The following is a 19,858-nucleotide window of genomic DNA, read 5'->3' as shown; positions in this document are numbered from 1 at the left end:
TTTGTATATTAATTTTATGAACATAATAGCCTTCATTATATTTTTTGTTTGGAGATTTAGGAAAGAGTCAGGATATATTAAAGATTTAGAGGAAAACGTGGACTATGAAAATACGTTTGATATGCTACTTGCTGCTCTTCCTAGAGGTAAATCTAGCTTCGAAAAAAAGATAACATATACCATAGATGAATTAATTTCAGTTGCTAGAGAGGAATTAAATCAGCTGAAAGTAGAGCATTTAGAAGAGAATGACCACATCTTATCATGGATACATGAAGTAAAGACACCACTTACTAGTATGAAACTCTTGATTGATACAATTGAAAATGGTCAAATGCAGAAAAAACTGGAGTTCGAGTGGTTAAGAATCCATTTACTATTGGATCAACAGCTCCATCATACGAGGTTACCATCAATGGAGAAAGATTATATGATAGGACCTGTGAACATACAAAGGATAGTACATCTTGAAATTAAAGAACTTCAAGCATGGTGTATGCAAAAAGAAATCGGTTTCGAAATTAATCTATTACATGTGGAAGTGCTAACAGACCAAAAATGGTTATCATTTATTATTCGACAAATATTATCAAATGCAGTTAAGTATAGTAATGAAAACTGTGATATTCATATATTTTCTCAAAAAGATGAAATGGGTCATACTTTGCTCCATATACATGACTGTGGAATCGGAGTGACTCAAGCTGACTTACCGCGTATATTTGAAAAGTCATTTACTGGAACAATAGGGAGAGAAAAAGCTTCTTCAACTGGTATGGGACTTTATTTAGCGAAAAACGCTGCAGATAAGCTTGGTATTGAGATATTTGTAGATTCCAAAGTTAATATTGGTTCAACTTTTTCTATAAAGTTCCCACTTAAAAATGAAATGACTAAAATAGTTGGTAGGTGACAAAAATGTCATCTACTTTATTTTTTTGTCATGTAAATCAAACGATTAACAGCCTAAAAACCCGTACAATATAATTAATAATATGTAGGAGGATCATACATGGCTATTTTGAGCGGACGTAAAATAAAAAAAGTTTATGGTAAAAAGTCAACTGCGCAAGAAGTTTTAAAAGGAATCAATATGGAAGTGCAAGAAGGAGAGTTCGTTGGAATAATGGGTCCATCGGGTTCGGGGAAAACTACGTTACTCAATGTACTTGCTTCTATAGATAAAACGACAGAAGGTATTATTGAAATCAGTGGAAACAATTTAAGTAAGATGAAGGAACGGGAGTTATCAAATTTTCGTAGAGAGCAACTTGGATTTATTTTTCAAGACTATAATTTACTGGATACATTAACGGTAAAGGAAAATATTTTTTTACCGCTTTCGATTAGTAAAGTTCCCAAAAAAGAAGCAGAAGAGAGGTTTATGGAACTGACAAAAACTTTGGGAATTGAAGATATCATAAATAAATATCCAAATGAAATTTCAGGAGGAGAAAAACAAAGAACATCGGCTGCACGTGCTTTAATTAGTAATCCTTCTATTGTTTTTGCAGATGAGCCGACAGGAGCATTAGATTCAAAAGCCGCTACTGCCCTGCTAAGCAATTTGGAGAAGATTAATCATCATAAAAAAGTGACCATTGTGATGGTGACTCATGATGCAGTAGCAGCAAGTTTTTGTTCACGAGTGTTGTTTTTAAAAGATGGTCAACTGTATACGGAGTTGTATAAAGGGGAGAAAGATCGTACGCAATTTTTTCAAGAAATAATGAACATACAAGGTGTACTTGGTGGTGATGGTTATGACGCTTAGTCAACTAGTTCTCCGCAGTATGAAGAAAAATATTAAACATTATTATTTATACTTTTTTGCATTAATTTTTAGTGTAACGCTTTATTTTTCTTTTGTAACACTGCAATATAATCCAAGTGTTATAGAGGTCTCAAACGGTGTGAAAATAACTGCAGGTTTAAAGGCAGCATCGTATTTATTGCTACTTGTAGTAGTGTTTTTTGTTTTATATGCAAACCATCTTTTCATGAAGAGAAGAAGCAAGGAGATTGGGCTATATCAGCTAATAGGTATGTCCAAAGGGCTTGTAACAAGACTGTTAGCGCTAGAAAATACGATTTTATGGATAGGTGCGATTAGCATAGGAGTGGTTCTTGGCTTTCTGACATCCCGTATTTTCGCGATGATTCTACTTCGTATTTTAGAAAAAGAAGTACTAGTCGAGCTAATTTTTTCGATAGAGGCACTGCAAATGACACTAGTAGTATTTTTAGCATTACTTGTCATTGTATTAATACAAACAATGGTAAGTATTCGGCGGGTTTCGTTACTTACACTCTTTACTGCTACATCAATAGCGGATACTAGAGTAAAAAGGTTTAATGGATTTCAAATGCTTCTCGGGTTCATTGGGTTAGTAATGATTGGTTATGGATATTACTTATCGACGACGTTGTTTGAATTAGATACGGATAATGTCAATATGCTTTTGTATAAAATGCTTGCTATCTTAGGGACGACAATTGGTGGGACGTACTTTGTTTTTCGATTTTCTGTTTCTTTCTTAATGAATTTAAAAAGAAAACAAAAAAGAGGACATTTATCTATCGAAGATGTGTTATCCCTATCGCCAATTATGCATCGTATGAAGTCAAATGCTATGTCTCTTACGATTATTACGGTAATATCGGCCACGGCGCTTGGGATTCTTTGTTTGTCGTATATCTCCTATTATTCAGCAGGTGCAGTGGCAAAGCAAAATGTTCCGTTTGACTATATTTTGATGAATGACCAGGGTCAGGCATTTTTGAGTGAATTAAATGAACAGAAAATTAGTTATGCACAAACAAACATTGACTTATTGGATGTAGATGTTAACATCAGTGATTTATTCTCTAACGATATACCTGCTGGCATTAGTATGATGACAAACGGAACTCTTCCGATTGTGAAGCTGAGTGATGCGCAAAAGATGATGCCTGAGCTTTCATTAAAAGAAGGTGAAGGTTATGTGATGGGTTATAGTAATATGATGTCAGAAATAGTGAAACTAGAAAAAAATAAGCCGGTGCAACTAACAACCTCCAGTGGAGAGGTAGTACTTAGGATAAGGGGAATTAAAACGGACTCTTTACTTGTATACAATCTTACTGGCGGTGGCATGACCATTGTAGTTACTGACGTACTATTTGATAAGCTTTCAGCAGATAGTACGATTCAACAACAGACTTTTTGGAATAAACAAGTGGGGGTTGTTTTAGAGGATCGTTCGCAACTAAAAGAAGTTCAATTTATCTTTGAAGAAACAACCAATGATGGTCATTTTGAAGTGACAAAAGATAATGGTGGAAGAAAACTTGTGTATATGGAATCGCAAGAGGCGTATAGATTATCTACATTAGATATGATGGGGTTAGTTATATTTGTTACAGGATTCCTAGGTTTAGCCTTTTTAGTGACAACAGGTAGCATTTTATATTTTAAACAAATGAACGAAGCTGACGAGGAAAGGGCTTCATATACAGTACTTCGAAAAATTGGTTTTACAACGAGTGAGTTAATGAAAGGGATCTATAAAAAGCAAATGTTTAACTTCGGAGTACCATTAATTATTGGTTTAGCACATAGTTATTTTGCTGTTAAATCAGGCTGGATGTTATTCGGTACAGAACTCACTGCGCCACTGTTAATCACAATGAGTATTTATGTTATTTTATATTCAATATTTGCATTCTTAACTGTTGGATATTATAGAAAAGTAGTAAGTCAATCACTATAGACGATTTGGAAGAATTATTTTCCTAAGACCTCTTTGTTTAATGCAAAGGGGCTTTTTATATTGACAGATTAACAAAAAAGAATTAAACTTTACCACGTTAATAATCTAGTGTACGAGAGTGAGTTGTTTTTATGAATGCCGTTATTGTGGCGGTTGTTATAATGTTAGTGTTGAGTTTACTACGTATAAACGTTGTATTCTCATTGATCATAGGTGCCCTTGTAGGTGGTCTAACTGCCGGCTTATCGATTACAGAGACGATAGATGCTTTTACAGAGGGGTTAGGTGCAGGAGCGGCAATAGCGTTAAGTTATGGGTTATTAGGAGGCTTTGCAATTGCGATTTCAAAAACAGGCATTCCTGAGCTATTTGTAGCAGCCATTTTAAAGCTTGTAAAAAGAGAAGGAGATTCACAAAAAACAGGATTAGTTAAAGTATTAGTTTTCTTACTACTATTAGTAATGGCTATTTTTTCGCAAAACGTAATTCCGATTCATATCGCATTCATTCCATTGTTAGTACCACCAATACTAAAAATATTAAATATGTTACAAGTAGATCGTCGTTTAATAGCTTGTATTCTAGCTTTCGGCTTAATTACTCCATATATGTTTCTTCCTTTTGGTTTTGGAGCTATCTATCAACAAATTTTAGCGACGCAAATAGGATTATCCGGCCTTGAAGTAAAATTAACAGATATACCAAAGGCGATGGCTATACCAGCTTTAGGGATGCTATTTGGTTTAATAATGGCTTTTATATTATTTCGGAAACACCGTAAATATAAACAAGCAACATCTGAAATACAAGTTTCTGAAGTTCATGTAAAAACTAGTAATGTAGTATTTACGATGCTTGCCTTAATTGCTGCGTTATTTGTTCAAATAGAGACGGGAGCTATGATTGCCGGTGCTCTTGCGGGAATTTCAGTTCTATATGTTACAGGTGCCTTAAAGTGGAGAGAAGCGGACCAACTATTAACAGAAGGAATGCGTATGATGGCTTTTGTAGGATTTGTTATGATTACCGCAAATGGTTTTGCAGCAGTTATTACCGCAACTGGAGATGTAGAGAATCTAGTAAATGCTTCTGCCAGTTTATTAAAAGGTAATGTTAGCGTAGCTGTTTTAATTATGTTATTCGTTGGCTTATTTGTAACGTTGGGAATCGGATCTTCCTTTGCTACCATCCCAATCATTGCAGCTATTTTCGTTCCACTTGGGTTGGAGTTAGGATTAAGTCCTTTAGCAATCATTGCTTTAATCGGAACAGCAGGAGCTCTTGGCGATGCTGGATCACCTGCTTCAGATACAACGCTTGGTCCAACGGCCGGGTTAAATGTGGACGGGCAGCATAATCATATTTGGGATACATGTGTACCGACGTTTGTTTGCTATAACATTCCTTTAATATTGTTTGGGTGGATAGCAGTTGTATTCGTTTTATAGCTAAAAAAGAAGTCTTATTATTTGATGCCTACTTCTGTATTTATAAAAATTGAGATCAGAAGATCGTTTCATTTGAATTTTAAGTAGAATTTTTATATACTAAAACACGGCTAATTAAAGCATATTTAATTGTAACAAGAAACGTAATGACAACATTTAAAAAGAATTTCGCAAAAAGACTTGCGAAATCTTTTTTTATTGTATATAATGTTGAATGTTGGTCTTTGACTGCGATGAAGCGAGAGGTTACCGACACACCCGGCCGCTTTGCCATGGCGAGTGTACGGAAAATTTTCGTGGAGAATGTCTAGAAAATAGGCGAAAAGGAGGGAAAGTAATGGCAAAACAAAAAATTCGTATTCGTTTGAAAGCGTATGATCATAGAATCCTTGATCAATCTGCTGAGAAAATTGTCGAAACTGCTAAACGTTCAGGTGCAAGTGTATCGGGTCCGATTCCACTTCCGACTGAAAGATCTGTTTATACGATTCTTCGTGCTGTTCATAAGTATAAAGATTCTCGTGAGCAATTCGAAATGCGTACGCATAAACGTCTTATCGATATCGTTAACCCAACACCACAAACGGTTGATGCGTTAATGAAGCTTGATTTACCATCTGGCGTTGATATTGAAATCAAACTTTAATGGTAAAAATAAAAAACAACAAATTATTATAGGAGGTGTGACAGATGACCAAAGGAATCTTAGGTAGAAAAATCGGTATGACGCAAGTATTTGCTGAGAACGGTGACTTAATCCCTGTAACTGTAGTTGAAGCTTCTCCAAACGTAGTGCTTCAAAAGAAAACAGTTGAAACAGACGGTTACGAAGCAATTCAGTTAGGTTTTGAAGATAAGCGTGAAAAGCTTTCTAACAAACCAGCTAAAGGGCATGTAGCTAAAGCAAGCACTGCTCCTAAGCGCTTCATCCGCGAATTCCGCGGTTTGGATACAGCTAATTACGAGGTTGGTCAAGAAGTCAACGTTGAAAGTTTCGCAGAAGGCGATGTAATCGATGTAACGGGTGTTACTAAAGGTAAAGGTTTCCAAGGTGTTATTAAACGCCACGGACAATCTCGTGGACCAATGGCCCATGGATCTCGCTATCACCGTCGTCCAGGTTCAATGGGGCCAGTTGCTCCGAACCGTGTATTTAAACAAAAGAAATTACCTGGTCAAATGGGTGGACATGTAGTTACTATCCAAAACTTACAAATCGTAAGAGTGGATGCTGAACGTAACTTGCTACTTATTAAAGGTAATGTTCCTGGTTCTCGTAAATCATTAGTAGTTGTGAAAGCTGCTATTAAATCGAAATAATCTCTGAGAAAGGAGGAAACAGGAATGGCAAAAGTATCTTTATTCAATCAAACAGGAGCTTCTGTTGGCGAAATCGAGTTAAACGACAAAGTTTTCGGTATCGAGCCAAACGAATCTGTTTTATTTGAAGCTATCATTGCTCAACGCGCATCACTTCGTCAAGGTAATCACAAAGTGAAAAACCGTTCTGAAGTAGCTGGTGGTGGCCGTAAGCCTTGGAAACAAAAAGGAACTGGTCGTGCTCGTCAAGGTTCAATTCGCTCTCCACAATGGCGTGGTGGTGGTATTGTATTTGGTCCGACTCCACGTAGTTACAGCTATAAATTACCTAAGAAAGTACGTCGTTTAGCTCTTCTTTCAGCTCTTTCAACTAAAGTTCATGAAGAAAGCATCGTAGTACTTGAAGGGTTAGCATTTGATGCACCAAAAACAAAAGAATTTTTGAAAGTGCTATCTGGACTTTCAATTAATAAAAAAGCATTATTTGTAACTGCTGATTTAGATGAAAACGTAGCACTAGCTGCTCGTAACATCCCTGGAATCACAGTTGTGTCTGCAACAGGCATTAACGTATTAGATTTAGTTGGTCACGACAAACTAGTGATGACTAAAGCTGCAGTAGAAAAAGTAGAGGAGGTGCTTGGATAATGGAAGCACGTGATATTATTAAACGTCCGGTCATTACCGAGCGTTCTTCTGAAATTATGGCAGATAAAAAGTACACATTTGATGTGGACACTCGCGCTAACAAAACACAAGTTAAATACGCTGTTGAAGAAATCTTTGGAGTGAATGTTGAAAAAGTGAACATTATGAACTACAAAGGTAAATACAAACGCGTAGGTAAATTTGGTGGGTATACAAACAAACGCCGCAAAGCGATTGTTACACTAACTACTGAAAGTAAAGAAATCGAATTATTCGAGATCTAATCCTTATTAGAAGGAATTAATACTCAAGAAGGAGGGAATAAAATGGCGATTAGAAAGTATAAACCAACGACAAACGGACGTCGTAATATGACTTCATTAGATTACGCTGAAATCACAACTGACAAGCCTGAGAAATCATTACTTGCTCCTGTGAAACGTAAAGGCGGCCGTAACAATCAAGGTAAAATTACTGTTCGTCATCATGGTGGTGGACACAAACGTCAATACCGTATCATTGATTTCAAACGAAACAAAGATGGTATACCAGGACGTGTTGCTACTATTGAATATGATCCAAACCGCACTGCGAATATCGCATTAATTAATTACGTGGATGGGGAAAAACGTTACATCCTAGCTCCTAAAGGCTTAGAAGTTGGAATGACAATCTTGTCAGGTCCAGAAGCTGATATTAAAGTAGGAAACGCACTTCCATTACAAAACATCCCAATGGGTACTACTATCCATAATATTGAAATGAAACCTGGTAAAGGTGGTCAGTTAGTTCGTTCTGCTGGAACATCTGCTCAATTACTTGGTAAAGAAGGTAAATACGTAATCGTACGTTTACAATCTGGTGAAGTTCGTTTAATCCTTTCTGTATGCCGCGCTACAATCGGTGAAGTTGGAAACGAACAACATGAACTTGTGAACATTGGTAAAGCTGGTCGTAATCGTTGGTTAGGTAAACGCCCAACCGTACGTGGATCTGTAATGAACCCTAACGATCACCCACACGGTGGTGGTGAAGGACGTACGCCAATCGGTCGTAAGTCACCTATGTCTCCATGGGGTAAACCAACTCTTGGATACAAAACTCGTAGCAAGAAAAACAAATCCGACAAACTTATCATTCGTCGTCGTAAAAAATAAAGTGGTTTTACTACGGTTCAAAGAACGAACCGTGGTGCAATCACGGAGGGAGGTTCCAGCATGGGTCGTAGCTTGAAAAAAGGACCTTTTGCAGACGATCATTTATTGAAAAAGGTCGATGCTCAAAAGGACTCTGAGAAAAAACAAGTGATTAAGACTTGGTCTCGCCGTTCTACTATTTTCCCTACTTTTATCGGATTAACTATCGCGGTATATGACGGACGCAAACATGTTCCTGTATACGTGACTGAAGATATGGTAGGTCATAAACTAGGCGAGTTTGCACCAACGCGCGCTTATAAAAGTCATGGTGCAGATGATAAGAAAACAAGACGCTAATTTGAGAGGAGGTCATTCAAATGTCACAAGCAAAAGCTATTGCTAAAACAGTGCGCATTGCTCCTCGTAAAGTAAGATTAGTCGTAGATTTAATCAGAGGTAAGCAAATCGGTGAAGCAATTGCAATTTTACAACTAACTCCAAAAGCAGCATCGCCTGTTGTTGAGAAAGTACTAAAATCTGCTGTTGCAAACGCTGAGCACAATTATGAGTTAGATATTAACAATCTTGTTGTTTCTGAAGTCTTTGTTGACGAAGGTCCAACATTAAAACGATTCCGTCCACGTGCAATGGGGCGTGCAAGTGCTATAAACAAACGTACTAGCCACATTACAGTAGTGGTATCTGAGAAGAAGGAGGGATAATCCGTGGGTCAAAAAGTACATCCAATAGGATTACGAATAGGTATTATTCGTGACTGGGAGTCAAAATGGTACGCAGGTAAAGACTATGCAACTCTACTTCACGAAGATTTAAAAATTCGTAAGCACATTGAAACTCGTTTAAAAGATGCTTCAGTTTCTACAGTAGAAATTGAACGTGCAGCAAAACGTGTAAACATTACAATTCACACTGCAAAACCAGGTATGGTAATTGGTAAAGGTGGTACTGAAGTCGAAGCACTTCGTAAACACTTGAACGACATTACTGGCAAGCGTGTACACATCAACATCGTAGAAATAAAAAGAGCAGACTTAGATGCTAAATTAGTAGCTGAAAGTATCGCACGTCAATTAGAAGGCCGCGTATCTTTCCGTCGTGCTCAAAAACAAGCAATTCAACGCACAATGCGTTCAGGCGCTAAAGGTATTAAAACTCAAGTATCTGGACGTCTAGGCGGCGCTGACATCGCGCGTGCTGAACACTATAGTGAAGGTACTGTACCACTTCATACATTACGTGCTGACATTGATTATGCACATGCTGAAGCTGACACAACTTATGGTAAGCTTGGCGTTAAAGTATGGATTTATCGTGGTGAAGTCCTTCCAGTGAAGAAGAACTCTGAGGAAGGAGGCAAATAATATGTTAATGCCTAAACGCGTTAAATACCGTCGTGAACACCGTGGAAAAATGCGTGGTGAAGCAAAAGGCGGGAAAGAAATAGCATTCGGTGAATTTGGTTTACAAGCAACTGAAGCTAGCTGGATTACAAGTCGTCAAATTGAGGCTTCTCGTATTGCAATGACACGCTACATGAAACGTGGCGGTAAAGTATGGATTAAGATATTTCCACATAAACCTTACACGAAAAAGCCTCTTGAGGTTCGTATGGGTTCAGGTAAAGGGGCTCCTGAAGGTTGGGTAGCTGTAGTAAAACCTGGAAAAATTATGTTTGAAATTGCTGGAGTTTCTGAAGAAGTTGCTCGTGAAGCGTTACGTTTAGCATCACATAAGCTTCCTATTAAATGTAAAGTAGTTAAACGTCAAGAAATTGGTGGTGAATCTAATGAAAGCTAATGACATCCGTGAACTTACTACTGCAGAAATCGAACAAAAGGTAAAATCACTGAAAGAAGAGCTTTTCAACCTTCGCTTCCAATTGGCGACTGGTCAATTAGAAAACACAGCTCGCATTCGTGAAGTACGCAAAGCGATTGCACGTATGAAAACTGTGGTACGCGAAAGAGAAATCAGTGCAAACAACTGATAAAGGAGGTTTTCGGGCATGACTGAGCGTAATCAACGCAAAGTATACACTGGCCGTGTAGTTTCTGACAAAATGGAAAAAACAATTACTGTTTTAGTTGAAACTCATAAGAAACATAAATTATACGGTAAACGTGTTAAATATTCTAAGAAATTTAAAGCACATGATGAACAAAACGAAGCCCAAATCGGCGATATCGTTCGCATCATGGAAACTCGTCCGCTGTCAGCTACAAAACGTTTTCGTTTATTAGAAGTTGTAGAAAAAGCGGTTATTATCTAATAATAAATTCGGAACTCAATAATTCCGAAGGGAGGTTACCTAAGTGATCCAACAAGAAACTCGTATGAAAGTTGCTGACAACTCAGGTGCACGTGAAGTTTTAACAATAAAAGTACTTGGTGGTACTGGACGTAAAACTGCTAATATCGGTGATATCGTCGTATGTACAGTTAAGAAAGCAACACCAGGTGGCGTTGTCAAGAAGGGTGACGTCGTTAAAGCTGTAATCGTTCGCACAAAAAGCGGCGTGCGCCGCAAAGACGGAACTTATATCAAATTCGATGAGAATGCATGCGTTATCATCAAAGACGATAAAGGACCGCGTGGAACTCGTATTTTCGGACCAGTTGCTCGTGAATTACGCGATAGCAACTTTATGAAAATCGTTTCTTTAGCTCCAGAAGTTCTTTAATTTACATGAAAGTGCCAATCAAGGAGGTGCGACAGAATGCATGTTAAAAAAGGCGACAAAGTTAAGGTAATCTCAGGTAAAGATAAAGGTAAAACAGGTGTTATCCTTTCTTCTTTCCCTAAGAAAGATCGTGTGTTAGTTGAAGGTGTAAACATCGTCAAAAAACATACGAAACCAAACCAAGCTAATCAGCAAGGCGGAATTGTAAGTCAAGAGGCTGCAATTCACGTTTCGAACGTTATGTTAATCGACCCAAAAACTGGCGAGCCGACTCGCGTAGGTTCTAAAGTAGAAGATGGCAAAAAAGTTCGTGTTGCGAAAAAAACTGGTGAAATTATTAAATAAGTAAAAAGAAGGGAGGTACACACATGAACCGCCTAAAAGAAAAATTTCTTAAGGAAGTTTCTCCTGCTCTAATGAGCAAGTTTGAATATAAATCAGTAATGCAAGTACCTAAAGTTGATAAAATTGTTATCAATATGGGTGTGGGTGATGCTGTATCAAATACAAAAGCACTTGACGCTGCTGTTGAAGAGTTACAAATTATCGCTGGTCAAAAACCTGTAGTTACGAAAGCTAAAAAATCGATCGCTGGTTTCCGTCTTCGTGAAGGAATGCCAATCGGTGCGAAAGTTACACTACGTGGTGAACGTATGTATGACTTTTTGGATAAATTAATCGCTATTTCTCTTCCACGTGTACGTGACTTCCGCGGTGTTTCTAAAAAAGCATTTGACGGTCGCGGTAACTACACGCTTGGAGTAAAAGAGCAATTAATCTTCCCTGAAATCGATTATGATAAAGTTTCTAAAGTACGCGGTATGGACATCGTAATTGTAACAACTGCGAACTCTGACGAAGAAGCTCGTGAGTTATTAACACAATTCGGTATGCCATTCCAAAAGTAAAATAAGGGAGGCGAAAACGTGGCTAAAAAATCAATGATCGTTAAACAACAACGTACGCCAAAGTTCCAAGTGCAACAATACACACGCTGTGAGCGCTGTGGACGTCCGCACTCTGTATATCGTAAATTTAAGCTTTGCCGTATTTGTTTCCGTGAACTTGCATACAAGGGACAAATTCCTGGCGTTAAAAAAGCAAGCTGGTAATCCCCTAAACTGGGAAGGAGGTAAATGTAATGACAATGTCAGATCCAATTGCAGATATGCTTACACGCATTCGTAATGCTAACATGGTTCGTCACGAGAAATTAGAAGTTCCCGCTTCAAACTTGAAAAAGGAAATCGCTGAAATTTTAAAACGCGAAGGTTTCGTACGTGATGTAGAATATGTAGAAGATAGCAAACAAGGAATTATCCGTATCTTCTTAAAATATGGTCAAAACGACGAACGCGTTATTACTGGTTTGAAACGTATTTCAAAACCTGGTCTACGCGTTTACGCTAAAACAAACGAAGTACCTAGAGTATTAAATGGTTTAGGAATTGCTTTAGTTTCTACTTCAAATGGTTTATTAACAGATAAAGAAGCTCGCGCTAAACAAGTTGGCGGAGAAATCGTAGCTTACGTTTGGTAATAATCAACAAACGAATGGAGGTGCAACAAAATGTCTCGAGTAGGTAAAAAACCAATTGAGGTTCCTGCAAACGTTACTGTCACTATCAATGAAGATAATACAGTAGTTGTTAAAGGACCAAAAGGTGAATTAACAAGATCTTTTAACCAAGATATTAAAATTGAGCAAGAAGGTACTATAATTACATTAGTACGTCCTTCAGAGTCAAAAGACCACCGCACAATTCACGGAACAACACGTGCTTTATTAGCAAACATGATCACTGGTGTTTCTCAAGGATTTGAACGTGGACTTGAATTAGTTGGGGTAGGTTACCGTGCACAACTACAAGGTACTAAACTTGTACTTAATGTAGGGTTCTCACATCCAGTTGAGTTCACTCCTGAAGACGGAATTGAAGTCGAAGTTCCTTCGAATACAAAAATTATCGTTCGCGGTATTAACAAAGAACGTGTTGGTGCATTAGCATCTAACATTCGTCAAGTTCGTCCACCAGAGCCTTATAAAGGTAAAGGTATTCGTTATGAAGGCGAAGTTGTACGCCGCAAAGAAGGTAAAACAGGTAAATAATGCATTTCGCATTAGAAAGGAGTGACCACTGTGATTACGAAACAAGACAAAAATCAAGTTCGTAAAAAACGTCATGCACGTGTTCGTACAAAAATCACGGGTACTACTGAACGTCCTCGTTTAAATGTATTCCGTTCTAATAAACATATATACGCACAACTTATCGATGACTCTAAAGGTCTAACAATCGTTAGCGCGTCTACAATGGATAAAGACTTTGGTGGAACAGTTGGAAATGTTGAAGCTGCAAAATCAATTGGTGAAACAATCGCAAAACGCGCTGTTGAGAAAAACATCAAATCTATTGTATTTGACCGTGGCGGTTACTTATATCATGGACGTGTTAAAGCATTAGCTGAAGCCGCACGTGAAAACGGCTTAGAATTTTAAGAAGAAGGAGGGACATATTTCATGCGTGGTATTGACCCAAACAAACTTGAACTTGAAGAACGCGTAGTTACGATTAACCGTGTTGCTAAAGTTGTAAAAGGTGGACGTCGTTTCCGTTTTACTGCATTAGTAGTTGTCGGTGACAAAAACGGACATGTAGGATTTGGTACTGGTAAAGCACAAGAGGTTCCAGATGCAATCCGTAAAGCTGTTGAAGATGCGAAGAAAAACTTGATCGAAGTACCAAGAGTTGGCGGAACTACTCCTCACCAAATTATTGGACGCTTCGGCGCTGGTTCTATTCTAGTTAAACCTGCAGCACCTGGTACAGGAGTTATCGCTGGTGGACCGGTCCGTGCGGTACTAGAATTAGCTGGTATCACTGATATCTTATCGAAATCACTTGGATCTAACACACCAATCAACATGGTTCGTGCTACAGTTAAAGGTTTAACTCAACTAAAACGTGCTGAGGACGTTGCTAAATTACGTGGTAAATCAGTAGAAGAACTGTTAGGATAAGGGGGGAAATTACAATGGCAACTAAATTAGAAATTACCCTTATTAAAAGCTTGATTGGTACTAAACCAAATCAACGCAAAACTGCAGAAGCTCTTGGATTACGTAAATTACATCAATCAGTTGAGCATCAAGACAATGCTGCGATCCGTGGGATGGTTGGCAAAGTAGCTCACTTAGTAACTTTGAAAGAAATTTAAAGTTTAATTTAAGAATAAGGAGGTGCCACCATATGAAACTACATGAGTTAAAACCTGCAGAAGGATCTCGTTCTTCACGCAAACGTATAGGACGCGGTATTGGTTCTGGTACAGGTAAAACATCAGGTAAAGGTCATAAAGGTCAAAACGCTCGTTCGGGCGGTGGGGTTCGTCCAGGATTTGAAGGCGGACAAAACCCATTATTCCGTCGTTTACCTAAACGCGGATTTACGAACATTAACCGTAAAGAGTTTGCAATTGTAAACCTTGACACATTAAATCGTTTCGAAGAAGGCACAGAAGTAACACCTGCTCTATTAATTGAAACAGGTGTTGTGAGTAGTGAAAAGTCTGGTATTAAGATTCTAGGTAATGGAACTCTTGACAAGAAGTTAACTGTAAAAGCTCACAAATTCTCTGCGTCAGCTAAAGAGGCTATTGAGAACGCTGGCGGACAAACTGAGGTGGTTTAATGTTTCAGACAATCTCTAACTTTATGCGTGTGCGAGATATTCGAAATAAAATCATTTTTACTTTATTGATGTTGATTGTCTTTCGTATTGGTACATTCATACCAGTACCGAACGTCGATGCAACTGTATTAAAACAAGCAGATCACCTAGGTGTGATTGGATTTTTAAATACATTTGGTGGTGGGGCATTAAAAAAATTCTCCATTTTAGCAATGGGAATTATGCCTTACATCACTGCATCTATAATCGTCCAGTTGTTACAAATGGATGTTGTGCCTAAGTTTACAGAGTGGTCGAAACAAGGCGAAGTCGGTAGACGGAAACTTGCACAGTTCACTCGTTACTTCACAATCATCTTAGCTTTTATTCAAGCAATCGCAATGTCATATGGGTTTAACCGTATGTTTAGTGGTTCTTTAATAAAAAACGAAGGCCTTATGACATATTTTGTGATCGCTGTTGTGTTAACTGCTGGAACCGCATTTTTAATGTGGTTAGGTGAGCAGATTACGTCAAAAGGTGTTGGTAATGGTATTTCTATTATTATCTTCGCCGGCATTGCTGCTGCTATTCCAAATGCAGTAAACCAAATGTACGCTTCACAGATTCAAGACGCTGGGGATGCATTGTTTATCAATATTATTGTGTTAGTTTTACTTTTAGCTGCAATTATTGCTGTAACTGTTGGTGTAATTTACGTTCAACAAGCGTTACGTAAAATACCTATTCAATATGCGAAACGTGTTGCGGGTACTGCTCAAACTGGTGCTCAACAAACACACTTGCCTTTAAAAGTAAATGCTGCGGGAGTAATCCCAGTAATCTTTGCATCCGCGTTCCTTATGGCACCACAATCTATTGTTTTATTTTTTGGTCAAAATAAGGTAACTGATTTTATTACGAATGCACTAAATTATACACAACCAATTGGTATGACATTTTATATTGCTCTAATCATCGCGTTTACTTACTTCTATGCATTCATTCAAGTGAATCCAGAGAACGTGGCAGACAATTTGAAAAAGCAAGGTGCGTATATTCCAGGGATTCGTCCAGGAATTAACACACAAAATTATTTGACTAGCGTATTATATCGTTTAACTTTTGTTGGTTCAATTTTCCTAGCGCTTATAGCGATTATGCCATTATTGTTTGTCAAATTTGCGGGTCTTCCACAAACGGCACAAATTGGCGGAACAAGCTTACTTATCGTTGTGGGTGTTGCACTCGAAACGATGAAACAGCTAGAATCACAATTAGTTAAGCGTCATTATAAAGGCTTTATGAAATAATGTCGGTTTTTAGGAACAATATAGTTCCTAAAAATCTACAAAATAGTCCTGAGGGGGCATTTTCGTATGAATATCGTTTTAATGGGTCTGCCAGGTGCCGGTAAAGGTACTCAAGCAGACAAAATTGTTGAGAAGTACGCAATCCCTCATATTTCTACAGGCGATATGTTTCGCGCAGCAATAAAGGATGGCACGGAACTTGGTTTAAAAGCAAAGTCGTTTATGGATCAAGGTGCATTAGTACCTGATGAAGTAACGATCGGTATTGTCCGTGAAAGATTAAGTAAACCAGATTGTGAAAAAGGATTCTTACTTGATGGTTTTCCACGTACAGTTCCTCAAGCAGAAGCACTAGATGCTTTACTTTTGGATCTAGGAAAATCAATTGAGCATGTGCTGAACATTCAAGTAGTACAAGATGAATTGATTAAACGTCTAACTGGTCGCCGTATTTGTAAAGAATGTGGCACTTCTTATCATTTAGTCTTTAACCCACCTGCTAAAGCTGGGGTATGTGATAAAGATGGTGGAGAACTTTATCAAAGAGCGGATGATAATCCCGAAACGGTGATTAACCGTCTGGAAGTAAATATGAAGCAAACTCAACCTTTGCTTGATTTTTATGAGAACAAAGGTGTTTTAACAAATATAGATGGACAGCAAGAAATTTCAAAAGTTTTTGCTGGTCTTGATGCTCTGTTACGGGGCAACCGCATCTAGCCCGGTGCCTGTCGCAGATGACTAATTGCCGGGCAGTATGCAAAGAACGAAAATGTTTTTTTCGAGAGCTGCAAAAGCATATTGCGCCCGGTATACGAACGGAAGAAAAGGGATGTATCAAAGCGCGGACCCCCTAGTCCACGTGCATTTCATATTCTGAAGGGGTATAATGGGTTTCGTGGAAGCATCTATGTAACGAACGGGTACTATGGAACTCATCCAACACTTTCGTACGAATATGTTGACATGAGGGAGACAGGTTTCTACCAGTCAGTCTACTCCGTGGATTGCTAAAAGCGAAACCATACGAGTGTCTTTCGAACATCTCTCATGATTTCCAAACATATGCTTAAAACGGATAGTTTCGTTCCATTAGAGGCTATACTAACAGCAAATTACGTTTGAATTTTGATGAGAACCTGATTTGTATATAGAAGGGAGACAGGGTTGATGGCGAAAGATGATGTAATTGAAGTCGAAGGAACAGTTGTTGAGACTTTGCCAAACGCGATGTTTAAGGTAGAATTAGAAAACGGTCATACAATACTTGCCCATGTATCGGGTAAAATTCGTATGCATTTTATACGCATTTTACCTGGAGATAAAGTCACAATTGAACTATCTCCTTACGATTTAACACGCGGTCGTATTACGTACCGTTTTAAATAATCTTTTGCACTCCGGACTACTAAGGAGGTTAGGTTAGATGAAAGTGAGACCATCTGTGAAACCGATCTGCGAAAAATGTAAGGTTATTCGCCGACGCGGTAAAGTTATGGTAATCTGTGAAAATCCTAAACACAAACAAAGACAAGGCTAATTAGAAGGAGGTGCACGACACATATGGCACGTATTGCTGGTGTTGACATTCCACGCGATAAACGCGTTGTTATTTCATTAACATACATTTTCGGAATTGGTAAAACTACTGCACAAAAAGTATTGGCGGAAGCTGGTATTTCTGAAGAAACTCGCGTTCGCGATCTTACAGAAGACGAGTTAAACAAAATTCGTGAACAAATCGGTGTATACAAAGTAGAAGGTGACCTTCGTCGTGAAGTATCACTTAACATTAAACGTTTGATGGAAATCGGTTCATTCCGAGGTATTCGTCACCGTCGCGGCTTACCAGTTCGTGGACAAAATACGAAAAATAACGCTCGTACTCGTAAAGGTCCTCGTAAAACAGTTGCGAACAAGAAAAAATAATCGGTAAAGGAGGTTTCTTCTTAACATGGCACGTAAACAACAAACACGTAAGCGTCGTGTGAAAAAGAATATCGAATCCGGTATTGCTCACATCCGCTCAACATTTAATAACACAATTGTGACTATCACGGACATGCAAGGTAATGCACTTTCTTGGTCAAGTGCTGGAGCTCTTGGATTCAGAGGTTCTCGTAAATCTACTCCATTTGCTGCACAAATGGCTGCTGAAGCAGCTGCAAAAACTTCCATGGAACATGGCATAAAAACATTAGAAGTAACAGTTAAAGGTCCTGGTGCAGGTCGTGAAGCGGCTATCCGCGCACTTCAAGCTGCAGGTCTAGATGTTACAGCTATTAAAGATGTAACGCCAGTACCACATAATGGTTGCCGTCCACCAAAACGTCGTCGCGTATAAATAGGTGAAACTCAATTGTTTGAGAACATCATTTATTGTACAGACTGAGGTTGTGTAGACAGCAATCAGTTAAACGATCGAATTCATGATGGAAAGAACCTATACATTCGATGTTTTGAGGGAGGCTAAATTGGAATGATCGAAATTGAAAAACCAAAGATTGAAAGTGTAGAAATCAGCGAAAATACCAAGTTTGGTAAGTTTGTTGTAGAACCGCTAGAACGTGGCTATGGAAATACTTTGGGTAATTCTTTACGTCGTATCCTTCTGTCTTCTTTACCGGGAGCTGCAATTACTTCTATTCAAATCGATGGCGTTTTACATGAGTTTTCAACTATTGAAGGCGTTGTGGAAGATGTTGCATCTATTATTATGAATGTGAAGAAGCTAGCTTTAAAAATCTACTCTGATGAAGAAAAAGTCATTGAGATTGATGTAAAAGGCGAGGGAATGGTTACAGCTGCTGACATTACACATGACAGTGACGTTGAGATTTTAAATCCAGAACTCTATATTGCTACAATCGGCAAAAATGGTCATTTCCGTATGCGTATGTACGCAGGTCGGGGCCGTGGCTACACTCCTGCTGTTCAAAACAAACGTGAGGATCTTCCTATCGGCGTAATCCCGATCGACTCTATTTATACTCCAGTTTCACGCGTTAATTTTCAAGTGGAAAATACTCGTGTTGGCCAATCAGCAAACTACGATAAATTAACTCTTGATGTGTGGACAGATGGCAGCACCGGTCCGAAAGAGGCGATTTCGCTTGGAGCGAAAATTCTAATGGAGCACTTGAATATTTTTGTAGGGATGACAGACGAGGCACAAACTGCTGAAATCATGGTCGAAAAAGAAGAAGACCAAAAAGAAAAAGTATTAGAGATGACTATCGAAGAACTTGATCTTTCTGTTCGTTCTTATAATTGCTTAAAACGCGCTGGTATTAATACAGTACTTGAGCTTGCTAGCAAATCAGAAGACGATATGATGAAAGTAAGAAACCTTGGACGTAAATCACTAGAAGAAGTTAGAGCGAAGTTAGATGAGCTTGGCTTAGGATTACGAAAAGAAGACTAAGCAAATTTTGATATAGCTAGATTTGAACTATTCACCAAAGGAGGGAAACATCCATGGGTTACAGAAAACTTGGACGTACAAGTTCTCAACGTAAAGCGATGTTACGTGACTTAACAACTGACCTAATCATTCATGAGCGTATTCAAACTACTGAAGCACGTGCGAAAGAATTACGTTCTGTTGTTGAAAAAATGATCACTTTAGGCAAACGTGGAGATTTACATGCACGTCGTCAAGCTGCTGCTTACATTCGTCGTGAAGTAGTAACATCTACTGATGAAGAAGGTAATGAATCAACAATCTTTGCATTACAAAAATTGTTTGATGATGTAGCACCACGCTATACAGAACGTCAAGGCGGTTATACTCGTATTATGAAAGTTGGACCTCGTCGTGGAGACGGAGCACCAGTTGTAGTAATTGAGTTAGTTTAATTTAATT

Annotated in this window: 33 protein-coding genes; all 33 read left to right on the top strand. The window is 38.4% G+C overall.

What is annotated here, in order from left to right; all coding sequences use genetic code 11:
* Positions 1-16: 16 nt before the first annotated feature.
* The 33 genes from ACEPXD_RS18970 to rplQ all read left to right on the top strand — a co-directional run bounded on the left by ACEPXD_RS18970 (position 17) and on the right by rplQ (position 19,851).
* Entirely contained in the window at positions 17-913 is an 897-nt protein-coding gene (locus tag ACEPXD_RS18970; protein WP_391118462.1) for a sensor histidine kinase, read from the top strand.
* A gap of 99 nt (positions 914-1,012) precedes the next feature.
* Positions 1,013-1,774, top strand: coding sequence for an ABC transporter ATP-binding protein (locus ACEPXD_RS18965; protein WP_391118460.1), 762 nt, complete (start codon positions 1,013-1,015; stop codon positions 1,772-1,774).
* Positions 1,764-3,752 carry an FtsX-like permease family protein gene (locus ACEPXD_RS18960; RefSeq protein ID WP_391118458.1) on the top strand — a complete coding sequence of 663 codons (1,989 nt, stop codon included), beginning with the start codon at positions 1,764-1,766 and terminating at the stop codon, positions 3,750-3,752. Before ACEPXD_RS18965 ends, ACEPXD_RS18960 begins: the two co-directional genes overlap by 11 nt.
* A 131-nt stretch (positions 3,753-3,883) precedes the next feature.
* Positions 3,884-5,200 carry a Na+/H+ antiporter family protein gene (locus ACEPXD_RS18955; protein ID WP_391118456.1) on the top strand — a complete coding sequence of 439 codons (1,317 nt, stop codon included), beginning with the start codon at positions 3,884-3,886 and terminating at the stop codon, positions 5,198-5,200.
* Positions 5,201-5,537: 337 nt separating this feature from the next.
* Positions 5,538-5,846: a 30S ribosomal protein S10 gene (gene rpsJ, locus ACEPXD_RS18950; protein ID WP_042478628.1), complete on the top strand. Its 309-nt coding sequence runs from the start codon at positions 5,538-5,540 to the stop codon at positions 5,844-5,846.
* A gap of 44 nt (positions 5,847-5,890) precedes the next feature.
* Complete coding sequence (gene rplC, locus ACEPXD_RS18945) at positions 5,891-6,520, top strand: 50S ribosomal protein L3 (RefSeq protein ID WP_391118453.1); 630 nt, start codon at positions 5,891-5,893, stop codon at positions 6,518-6,520.
* A 24-nt stretch (positions 6,521-6,544) separates the two neighbouring features.
* The gene (rplD, locus tag ACEPXD_RS18940; RefSeq protein ID WP_151701734.1) at positions 6,545-7,168 is read left to right on the top strand and encodes a 50S ribosomal protein L4; all 624 of its coding nucleotides are present in this window, start codon (positions 6,545-6,547) and stop codon (positions 7,166-7,168) included.
* Positions 7,168-7,452 (top strand): 50S ribosomal protein L23, encoded by a 285-nt coding sequence (gene rplW, locus ACEPXD_RS18935; protein ID WP_391118451.1) that lies wholly within the window; start codon positions 7,168-7,170, stop codon positions 7,450-7,452. Before rplD ends, rplW begins: the two co-directional genes overlap by 1 nt.
* Before the next feature lie 42 nt (positions 7,453-7,494).
* Positions 7,495-8,325 carry a 50S ribosomal protein L2 gene (gene rplB, locus ACEPXD_RS18930; RefSeq protein WP_151701732.1) on the top strand — a complete coding sequence of 277 codons (831 nt, stop codon included), beginning with the start codon at positions 7,495-7,497 and terminating at the stop codon, positions 8,323-8,325.
* A 60-nt stretch (positions 8,326-8,385) separates the two neighbouring features.
* Entirely contained in the window at positions 8,386-8,664 is a 279-nt protein-coding gene (gene rpsS / locus ACEPXD_RS18925) for a 30S ribosomal protein S19 (protein ID WP_090567829.1), read from the top strand.
* A gap of 20 nt (positions 8,665-8,684) precedes the next feature.
* Positions 8,685-9,029 (top strand): 50S ribosomal protein L22, encoded by a 345-nt coding sequence (rplV, locus tag ACEPXD_RS18920; RefSeq protein WP_391118447.1) that lies wholly within the window; start codon positions 8,685-8,687, stop codon positions 9,027-9,029.
* A gap of 3 nt (positions 9,030-9,032) precedes the next feature.
* Positions 9,033-9,689, top strand: a complete 657-nt coding sequence (rpsC, locus tag ACEPXD_RS18915; protein ID WP_151701730.1) for a 30S ribosomal protein S3 — start codon at positions 9,033-9,035, stop codon at positions 9,687-9,689.
* Position 9,690: 1 nt separating this feature from the next.
* Entirely contained in the window at positions 9,691-10,125 is a 435-nt protein-coding gene (rplP, locus tag ACEPXD_RS18910; protein WP_151701729.1) for a 50S ribosomal protein L16, read from the top strand.
* Complete coding sequence (gene rpmC, locus ACEPXD_RS18905) at positions 10,115-10,315, top strand: 50S ribosomal protein L29 (protein WP_090567840.1); 201 nt, start codon at positions 10,115-10,117, stop codon at positions 10,313-10,315. Before rplP ends, rpmC begins: the two co-directional genes overlap by 11 nt.
* 18 nt (positions 10,316-10,333) lie before the next feature.
* Positions 10,334-10,597, top strand: coding sequence for a 30S ribosomal protein S17 (gene rpsQ / locus ACEPXD_RS18900; RefSeq protein WP_144540989.1), 264 nt, complete (start codon positions 10,334-10,336; stop codon positions 10,595-10,597).
* Between the two features lie 43 nt (positions 10,598-10,640).
* The gene (gene rplN / locus ACEPXD_RS18895) at positions 10,641-11,009 is read left to right on the top strand and encodes a 50S ribosomal protein L14 (RefSeq protein ID WP_053591327.1); all 369 of its coding nucleotides are present in this window, start codon (positions 10,641-10,643) and stop codon (positions 11,007-11,009) included.
* Between the two features lie 36 nt (positions 11,010-11,045).
* Positions 11,046-11,354: a 50S ribosomal protein L24 gene (rplX, locus tag ACEPXD_RS18890; protein ID WP_151701727.1), complete on the top strand. Its 309-nt coding sequence runs from the start codon at positions 11,046-11,048 to the stop codon at positions 11,352-11,354.
* 23 nt (positions 11,355-11,377) lie between these two features.
* Positions 11,378-11,917, top strand: coding sequence for a 50S ribosomal protein L5 (gene rplE / locus ACEPXD_RS18885; RefSeq protein ID WP_151701726.1), 540 nt, complete (start codon positions 11,378-11,380; stop codon positions 11,915-11,917).
* An 18-nt stretch (positions 11,918-11,935) separates the two neighbouring features.
* Positions 11,936-12,121 (top strand): type Z 30S ribosomal protein S14, encoded by a 186-nt coding sequence (locus ACEPXD_RS18880; protein ID WP_151701725.1) that lies wholly within the window; start codon positions 11,936-11,938, stop codon positions 12,119-12,121.
* A gap of 29 nt (positions 12,122-12,150) precedes the next feature.
* Positions 12,151-12,549 (top strand): 30S ribosomal protein S8, encoded by a 399-nt coding sequence (gene rpsH, locus ACEPXD_RS18875; RefSeq protein WP_151701724.1) that lies wholly within the window; start codon positions 12,151-12,153, stop codon positions 12,547-12,549.
* 30 nt (positions 12,550-12,579) lie between these two features.
* A complete protein-coding gene (gene rplF / locus ACEPXD_RS18870; protein ID WP_391118441.1) occupies positions 12,580-13,119 on the top strand; it encodes a 50S ribosomal protein L6 in 540 nt (179 codons plus the stop codon).
* A 30-nt stretch (positions 13,120-13,149) separates the two neighbouring features.
* Entirely contained in the window at positions 13,150-13,509 is a 360-nt protein-coding gene (rplR, locus tag ACEPXD_RS18865) for a 50S ribosomal protein L18 (RefSeq protein WP_151701722.1), read from the top strand.
* A 21-nt stretch (positions 13,510-13,530) separates the two neighbouring features.
* Positions 13,531-14,031 (top strand): 30S ribosomal protein S5, encoded by a 501-nt coding sequence (gene rpsE / locus ACEPXD_RS18860; protein ID WP_391118439.1) that lies wholly within the window; start codon positions 13,531-13,533, stop codon positions 14,029-14,031.
* Between the two features lie 14 nt (positions 14,032-14,045).
* The gene (gene rpmD / locus ACEPXD_RS18855; protein ID WP_151701720.1) at positions 14,046-14,228 is read left to right on the top strand and encodes a 50S ribosomal protein L30; all 183 of its coding nucleotides are present in this window, start codon (positions 14,046-14,048) and stop codon (positions 14,226-14,228) included.
* Between the two features lie 32 nt (positions 14,229-14,260).
* A complete protein-coding gene (rplO, locus tag ACEPXD_RS18850; protein ID WP_391118437.1) occupies positions 14,261-14,701 on the top strand; it encodes a 50S ribosomal protein L15 in 441 nt (146 codons plus the stop codon).
* The gene (gene secY, locus ACEPXD_RS18845) at positions 14,701-15,993 is read left to right on the top strand and encodes a preprotein translocase subunit SecY (RefSeq protein WP_391118434.1); all 1,293 of its coding nucleotides are present in this window, start codon (positions 14,701-14,703) and stop codon (positions 15,991-15,993) included. Before rplO ends, secY begins: the two co-directional genes overlap by 1 nt.
* 66 nt (positions 15,994-16,059) lie before the next feature.
* A complete protein-coding gene (locus ACEPXD_RS18840; protein WP_391118433.1) occupies positions 16,060-16,713 on the top strand; it encodes an adenylate kinase in 654 nt (217 codons plus the stop codon).
* Positions 16,714-17,163: 450 nt separating this feature from the next.
* Positions 17,164-17,382: a translation initiation factor IF-1 gene (gene infA, locus ACEPXD_RS18835; RefSeq protein ID WP_016429904.1), complete on the top strand. Its 219-nt coding sequence runs from the start codon at positions 17,164-17,166 to the stop codon at positions 17,380-17,382.
* A gap of 37 nt (positions 17,383-17,419) precedes the next feature.
* Positions 17,420-17,533 (top strand): 50S ribosomal protein L36, encoded by a 114-nt coding sequence (gene rpmJ / locus ACEPXD_RS18830; protein WP_003247619.1) that lies wholly within the window; start codon positions 17,420-17,422, stop codon positions 17,531-17,533.
* Between the two features lie 23 nt (positions 17,534-17,556).
* Positions 17,557-17,922, top strand: coding sequence for a 30S ribosomal protein S13 (rpsM, locus tag ACEPXD_RS18825; RefSeq protein WP_151701716.1), 366 nt, complete (start codon positions 17,557-17,559; stop codon positions 17,920-17,922).
* A 25-nt stretch (positions 17,923-17,947) separates the two neighbouring features.
* A complete protein-coding gene (rpsK, locus tag ACEPXD_RS18820) occupies positions 17,948-18,337 on the top strand; it encodes a 30S ribosomal protein S11 (protein WP_151701715.1) in 390 nt (129 codons plus the stop codon).
* A 135-nt stretch (positions 18,338-18,472) separates the two neighbouring features.
* The gene (locus ACEPXD_RS18815) at positions 18,473-19,417 is read left to right on the top strand and encodes a DNA-directed RNA polymerase subunit alpha (RefSeq protein ID WP_391118427.1); all 945 of its coding nucleotides are present in this window, start codon (positions 18,473-18,475) and stop codon (positions 19,415-19,417) included.
* 53 nt (positions 19,418-19,470) lie between these two features.
* Positions 19,471-19,851 (top strand): 50S ribosomal protein L17, encoded by a 381-nt coding sequence (gene rplQ / locus ACEPXD_RS18810; RefSeq protein WP_391118425.1) that lies wholly within the window; start codon positions 19,471-19,473, stop codon positions 19,849-19,851.
* Positions 19,852-19,858 lie beyond the last annotated feature (7 nt).

The sequence above is a fragment of the Psychrobacillus sp. L3 genome, assembly GCF_042945595.1.
Taxonomy (GTDB): Bacteria; Bacillota; Bacilli; order Bacillales_A; family Planococcaceae; genus Psychrobacillus.
The sequence above is the reverse complement of the archived record's forward strand: the minus strand, read 5'-3'. Positions and strand labels throughout refer to the sequence as shown.

What these genes read in the sequence shown, in the direction of transcription:
- rplF (WP_391118441.1), top strand. Translation starts at nt 12,580, where the DNA reads ATGTCTCGAGTAGGTAAAAAACCAATTGAGGTTCCTGCAAACGTTACT.
- rpsE (WP_391118439.1), top strand. Translation starts at nt 13,531, where the DNA reads ATGCGTGGTATTGACCCAAACAAACTTGAACTTGAAGAACGCGTAGTT.
- ACEPXD_RS18970 (WP_391118462.1), top strand. Translation starts at nt 17, where the DNA reads ATGAACATAATAGCCTTCATTATATTTTTTGTTTGGAGATTTAGGAAA.
- ACEPXD_RS18960 (WP_391118458.1), top strand. Translation starts at nt 1,764, where the DNA reads ATGACGCTTAGTCAACTAGTTCTCCGCAGTATGAAGAAAAATATTAAA.
- rpsK (WP_151701715.1), top strand. Translation starts at nt 17,948, where the DNA reads ATGGCACGTAAACAACAAACACGTAAGCGTCGTGTGAAAAAGAATATC.
- rpsH (WP_151701724.1), top strand. Translation starts at nt 12,151, where the DNA reads ATGACAATGTCAGATCCAATTGCAGATATGCTTACACGCATTCGTAAT.
- rplP (WP_151701729.1), top strand. Translation starts at nt 9,691, where the DNA reads ATGTTAATGCCTAAACGCGTTAAATACCGTCGTGAACACCGTGGAAAA.
- rpsS (WP_090567829.1), top strand. Translation starts at nt 8,386, where the DNA reads ATGGGTCGTAGCTTGAAAAAAGGACCTTTTGCAGACGATCATTTATTG.
- rplD (WP_151701734.1), top strand. Translation starts at nt 6,545, where the DNA reads ATGGCAAAAGTATCTTTATTCAATCAAACAGGAGCTTCTGTTGGCGAA.
- ACEPXD_RS18955 (WP_391118456.1), top strand. Translation starts at nt 3,884, where the DNA reads ATGAATGCCGTTATTGTGGCGGTTGTTATAATGTTAGTGTTGAGTTTA.
- rplQ (WP_391118425.1), top strand. Translation starts at nt 19,471, where the DNA reads ATGGGTTACAGAAAACTTGGACGTACAAGTTCTCAACGTAAAGCGATG.
- secY (WP_391118434.1), top strand. Translation starts at nt 14,701, where the DNA reads ATGTTTCAGACAATCTCTAACTTTATGCGTGTGCGAGATATTCGAAAT.
- rpmJ (WP_003247619.1), top strand. Translation starts at nt 17,420, where the DNA reads ATGAAAGTGAGACCATCTGTGAAACCGATCTGCGAAAAATGTAAGGTT.
- ACEPXD_RS18840 (WP_391118433.1), top strand. Translation starts at nt 16,060, where the DNA reads ATGAATATCGTTTTAATGGGTCTGCCAGGTGCCGGTAAAGGTACTCAA.
- rpsJ (WP_042478628.1), top strand. Translation starts at nt 5,538, where the DNA reads ATGGCAAAACAAAAAATTCGTATTCGTTTGAAAGCGTATGATCATAGA.
- rplC (WP_391118453.1), top strand. Translation starts at nt 5,891, where the DNA reads ATGACCAAAGGAATCTTAGGTAGAAAAATCGGTATGACGCAAGTATTT.
- rpsQ (WP_144540989.1), top strand. Translation starts at nt 10,334, where the DNA reads ATGACTGAGCGTAATCAACGCAAAGTATACACTGGCCGTGTAGTTTCT.
- infA (WP_016429904.1), top strand. Translation starts at nt 17,164, where the DNA reads ATGGCGAAAGATGATGTAATTGAAGTCGAAGGAACAGTTGTTGAGACT.
- rplW (WP_391118451.1), top strand. Translation starts at nt 7,168, where the DNA reads ATGGAAGCACGTGATATTATTAAACGTCCGGTCATTACCGAGCGTTCT.
- rplX (WP_151701727.1), top strand. Translation starts at nt 11,046, where the DNA reads ATGCATGTTAAAAAAGGCGACAAAGTTAAGGTAATCTCAGGTAAAGAT.
- rpmC (WP_090567840.1), top strand. Translation starts at nt 10,115, where the DNA reads ATGAAAGCTAATGACATCCGTGAACTTACTACTGCAGAAATCGAACAA.
- rplE (WP_151701726.1), top strand. Translation starts at nt 11,378, where the DNA reads ATGAACCGCCTAAAAGAAAAATTTCTTAAGGAAGTTTCTCCTGCTCTA.
- rplB (WP_151701732.1), top strand. Translation starts at nt 7,495, where the DNA reads ATGGCGATTAGAAAGTATAAACCAACGACAAACGGACGTCGTAATATG.
- rplO (WP_391118437.1), top strand. Translation starts at nt 14,261, where the DNA reads ATGAAACTACATGAGTTAAAACCTGCAGAAGGATCTCGTTCTTCACGC.
- ACEPXD_RS18965 (WP_391118460.1), top strand. Translation starts at nt 1,013, where the DNA reads ATGGCTATTTTGAGCGGACGTAAAATAAAAAAAGTTTATGGTAAAAAG.
- rpsM (WP_151701716.1), top strand. Translation starts at nt 17,557, where the DNA reads ATGGCACGTATTGCTGGTGTTGACATTCCACGCGATAAACGCGTTGTT.
- rplV (WP_391118447.1), top strand. Translation starts at nt 8,685, where the DNA reads ATGTCACAAGCAAAAGCTATTGCTAAAACAGTGCGCATTGCTCCTCGT.
- ACEPXD_RS18815 (WP_391118427.1), top strand. Translation starts at nt 18,473, where the DNA reads ATGATCGAAATTGAAAAACCAAAGATTGAAAGTGTAGAAATCAGCGAA.
- rpmD (WP_151701720.1), top strand. Translation starts at nt 14,046, where the DNA reads ATGGCAACTAAATTAGAAATTACCCTTATTAAAAGCTTGATTGGTACT.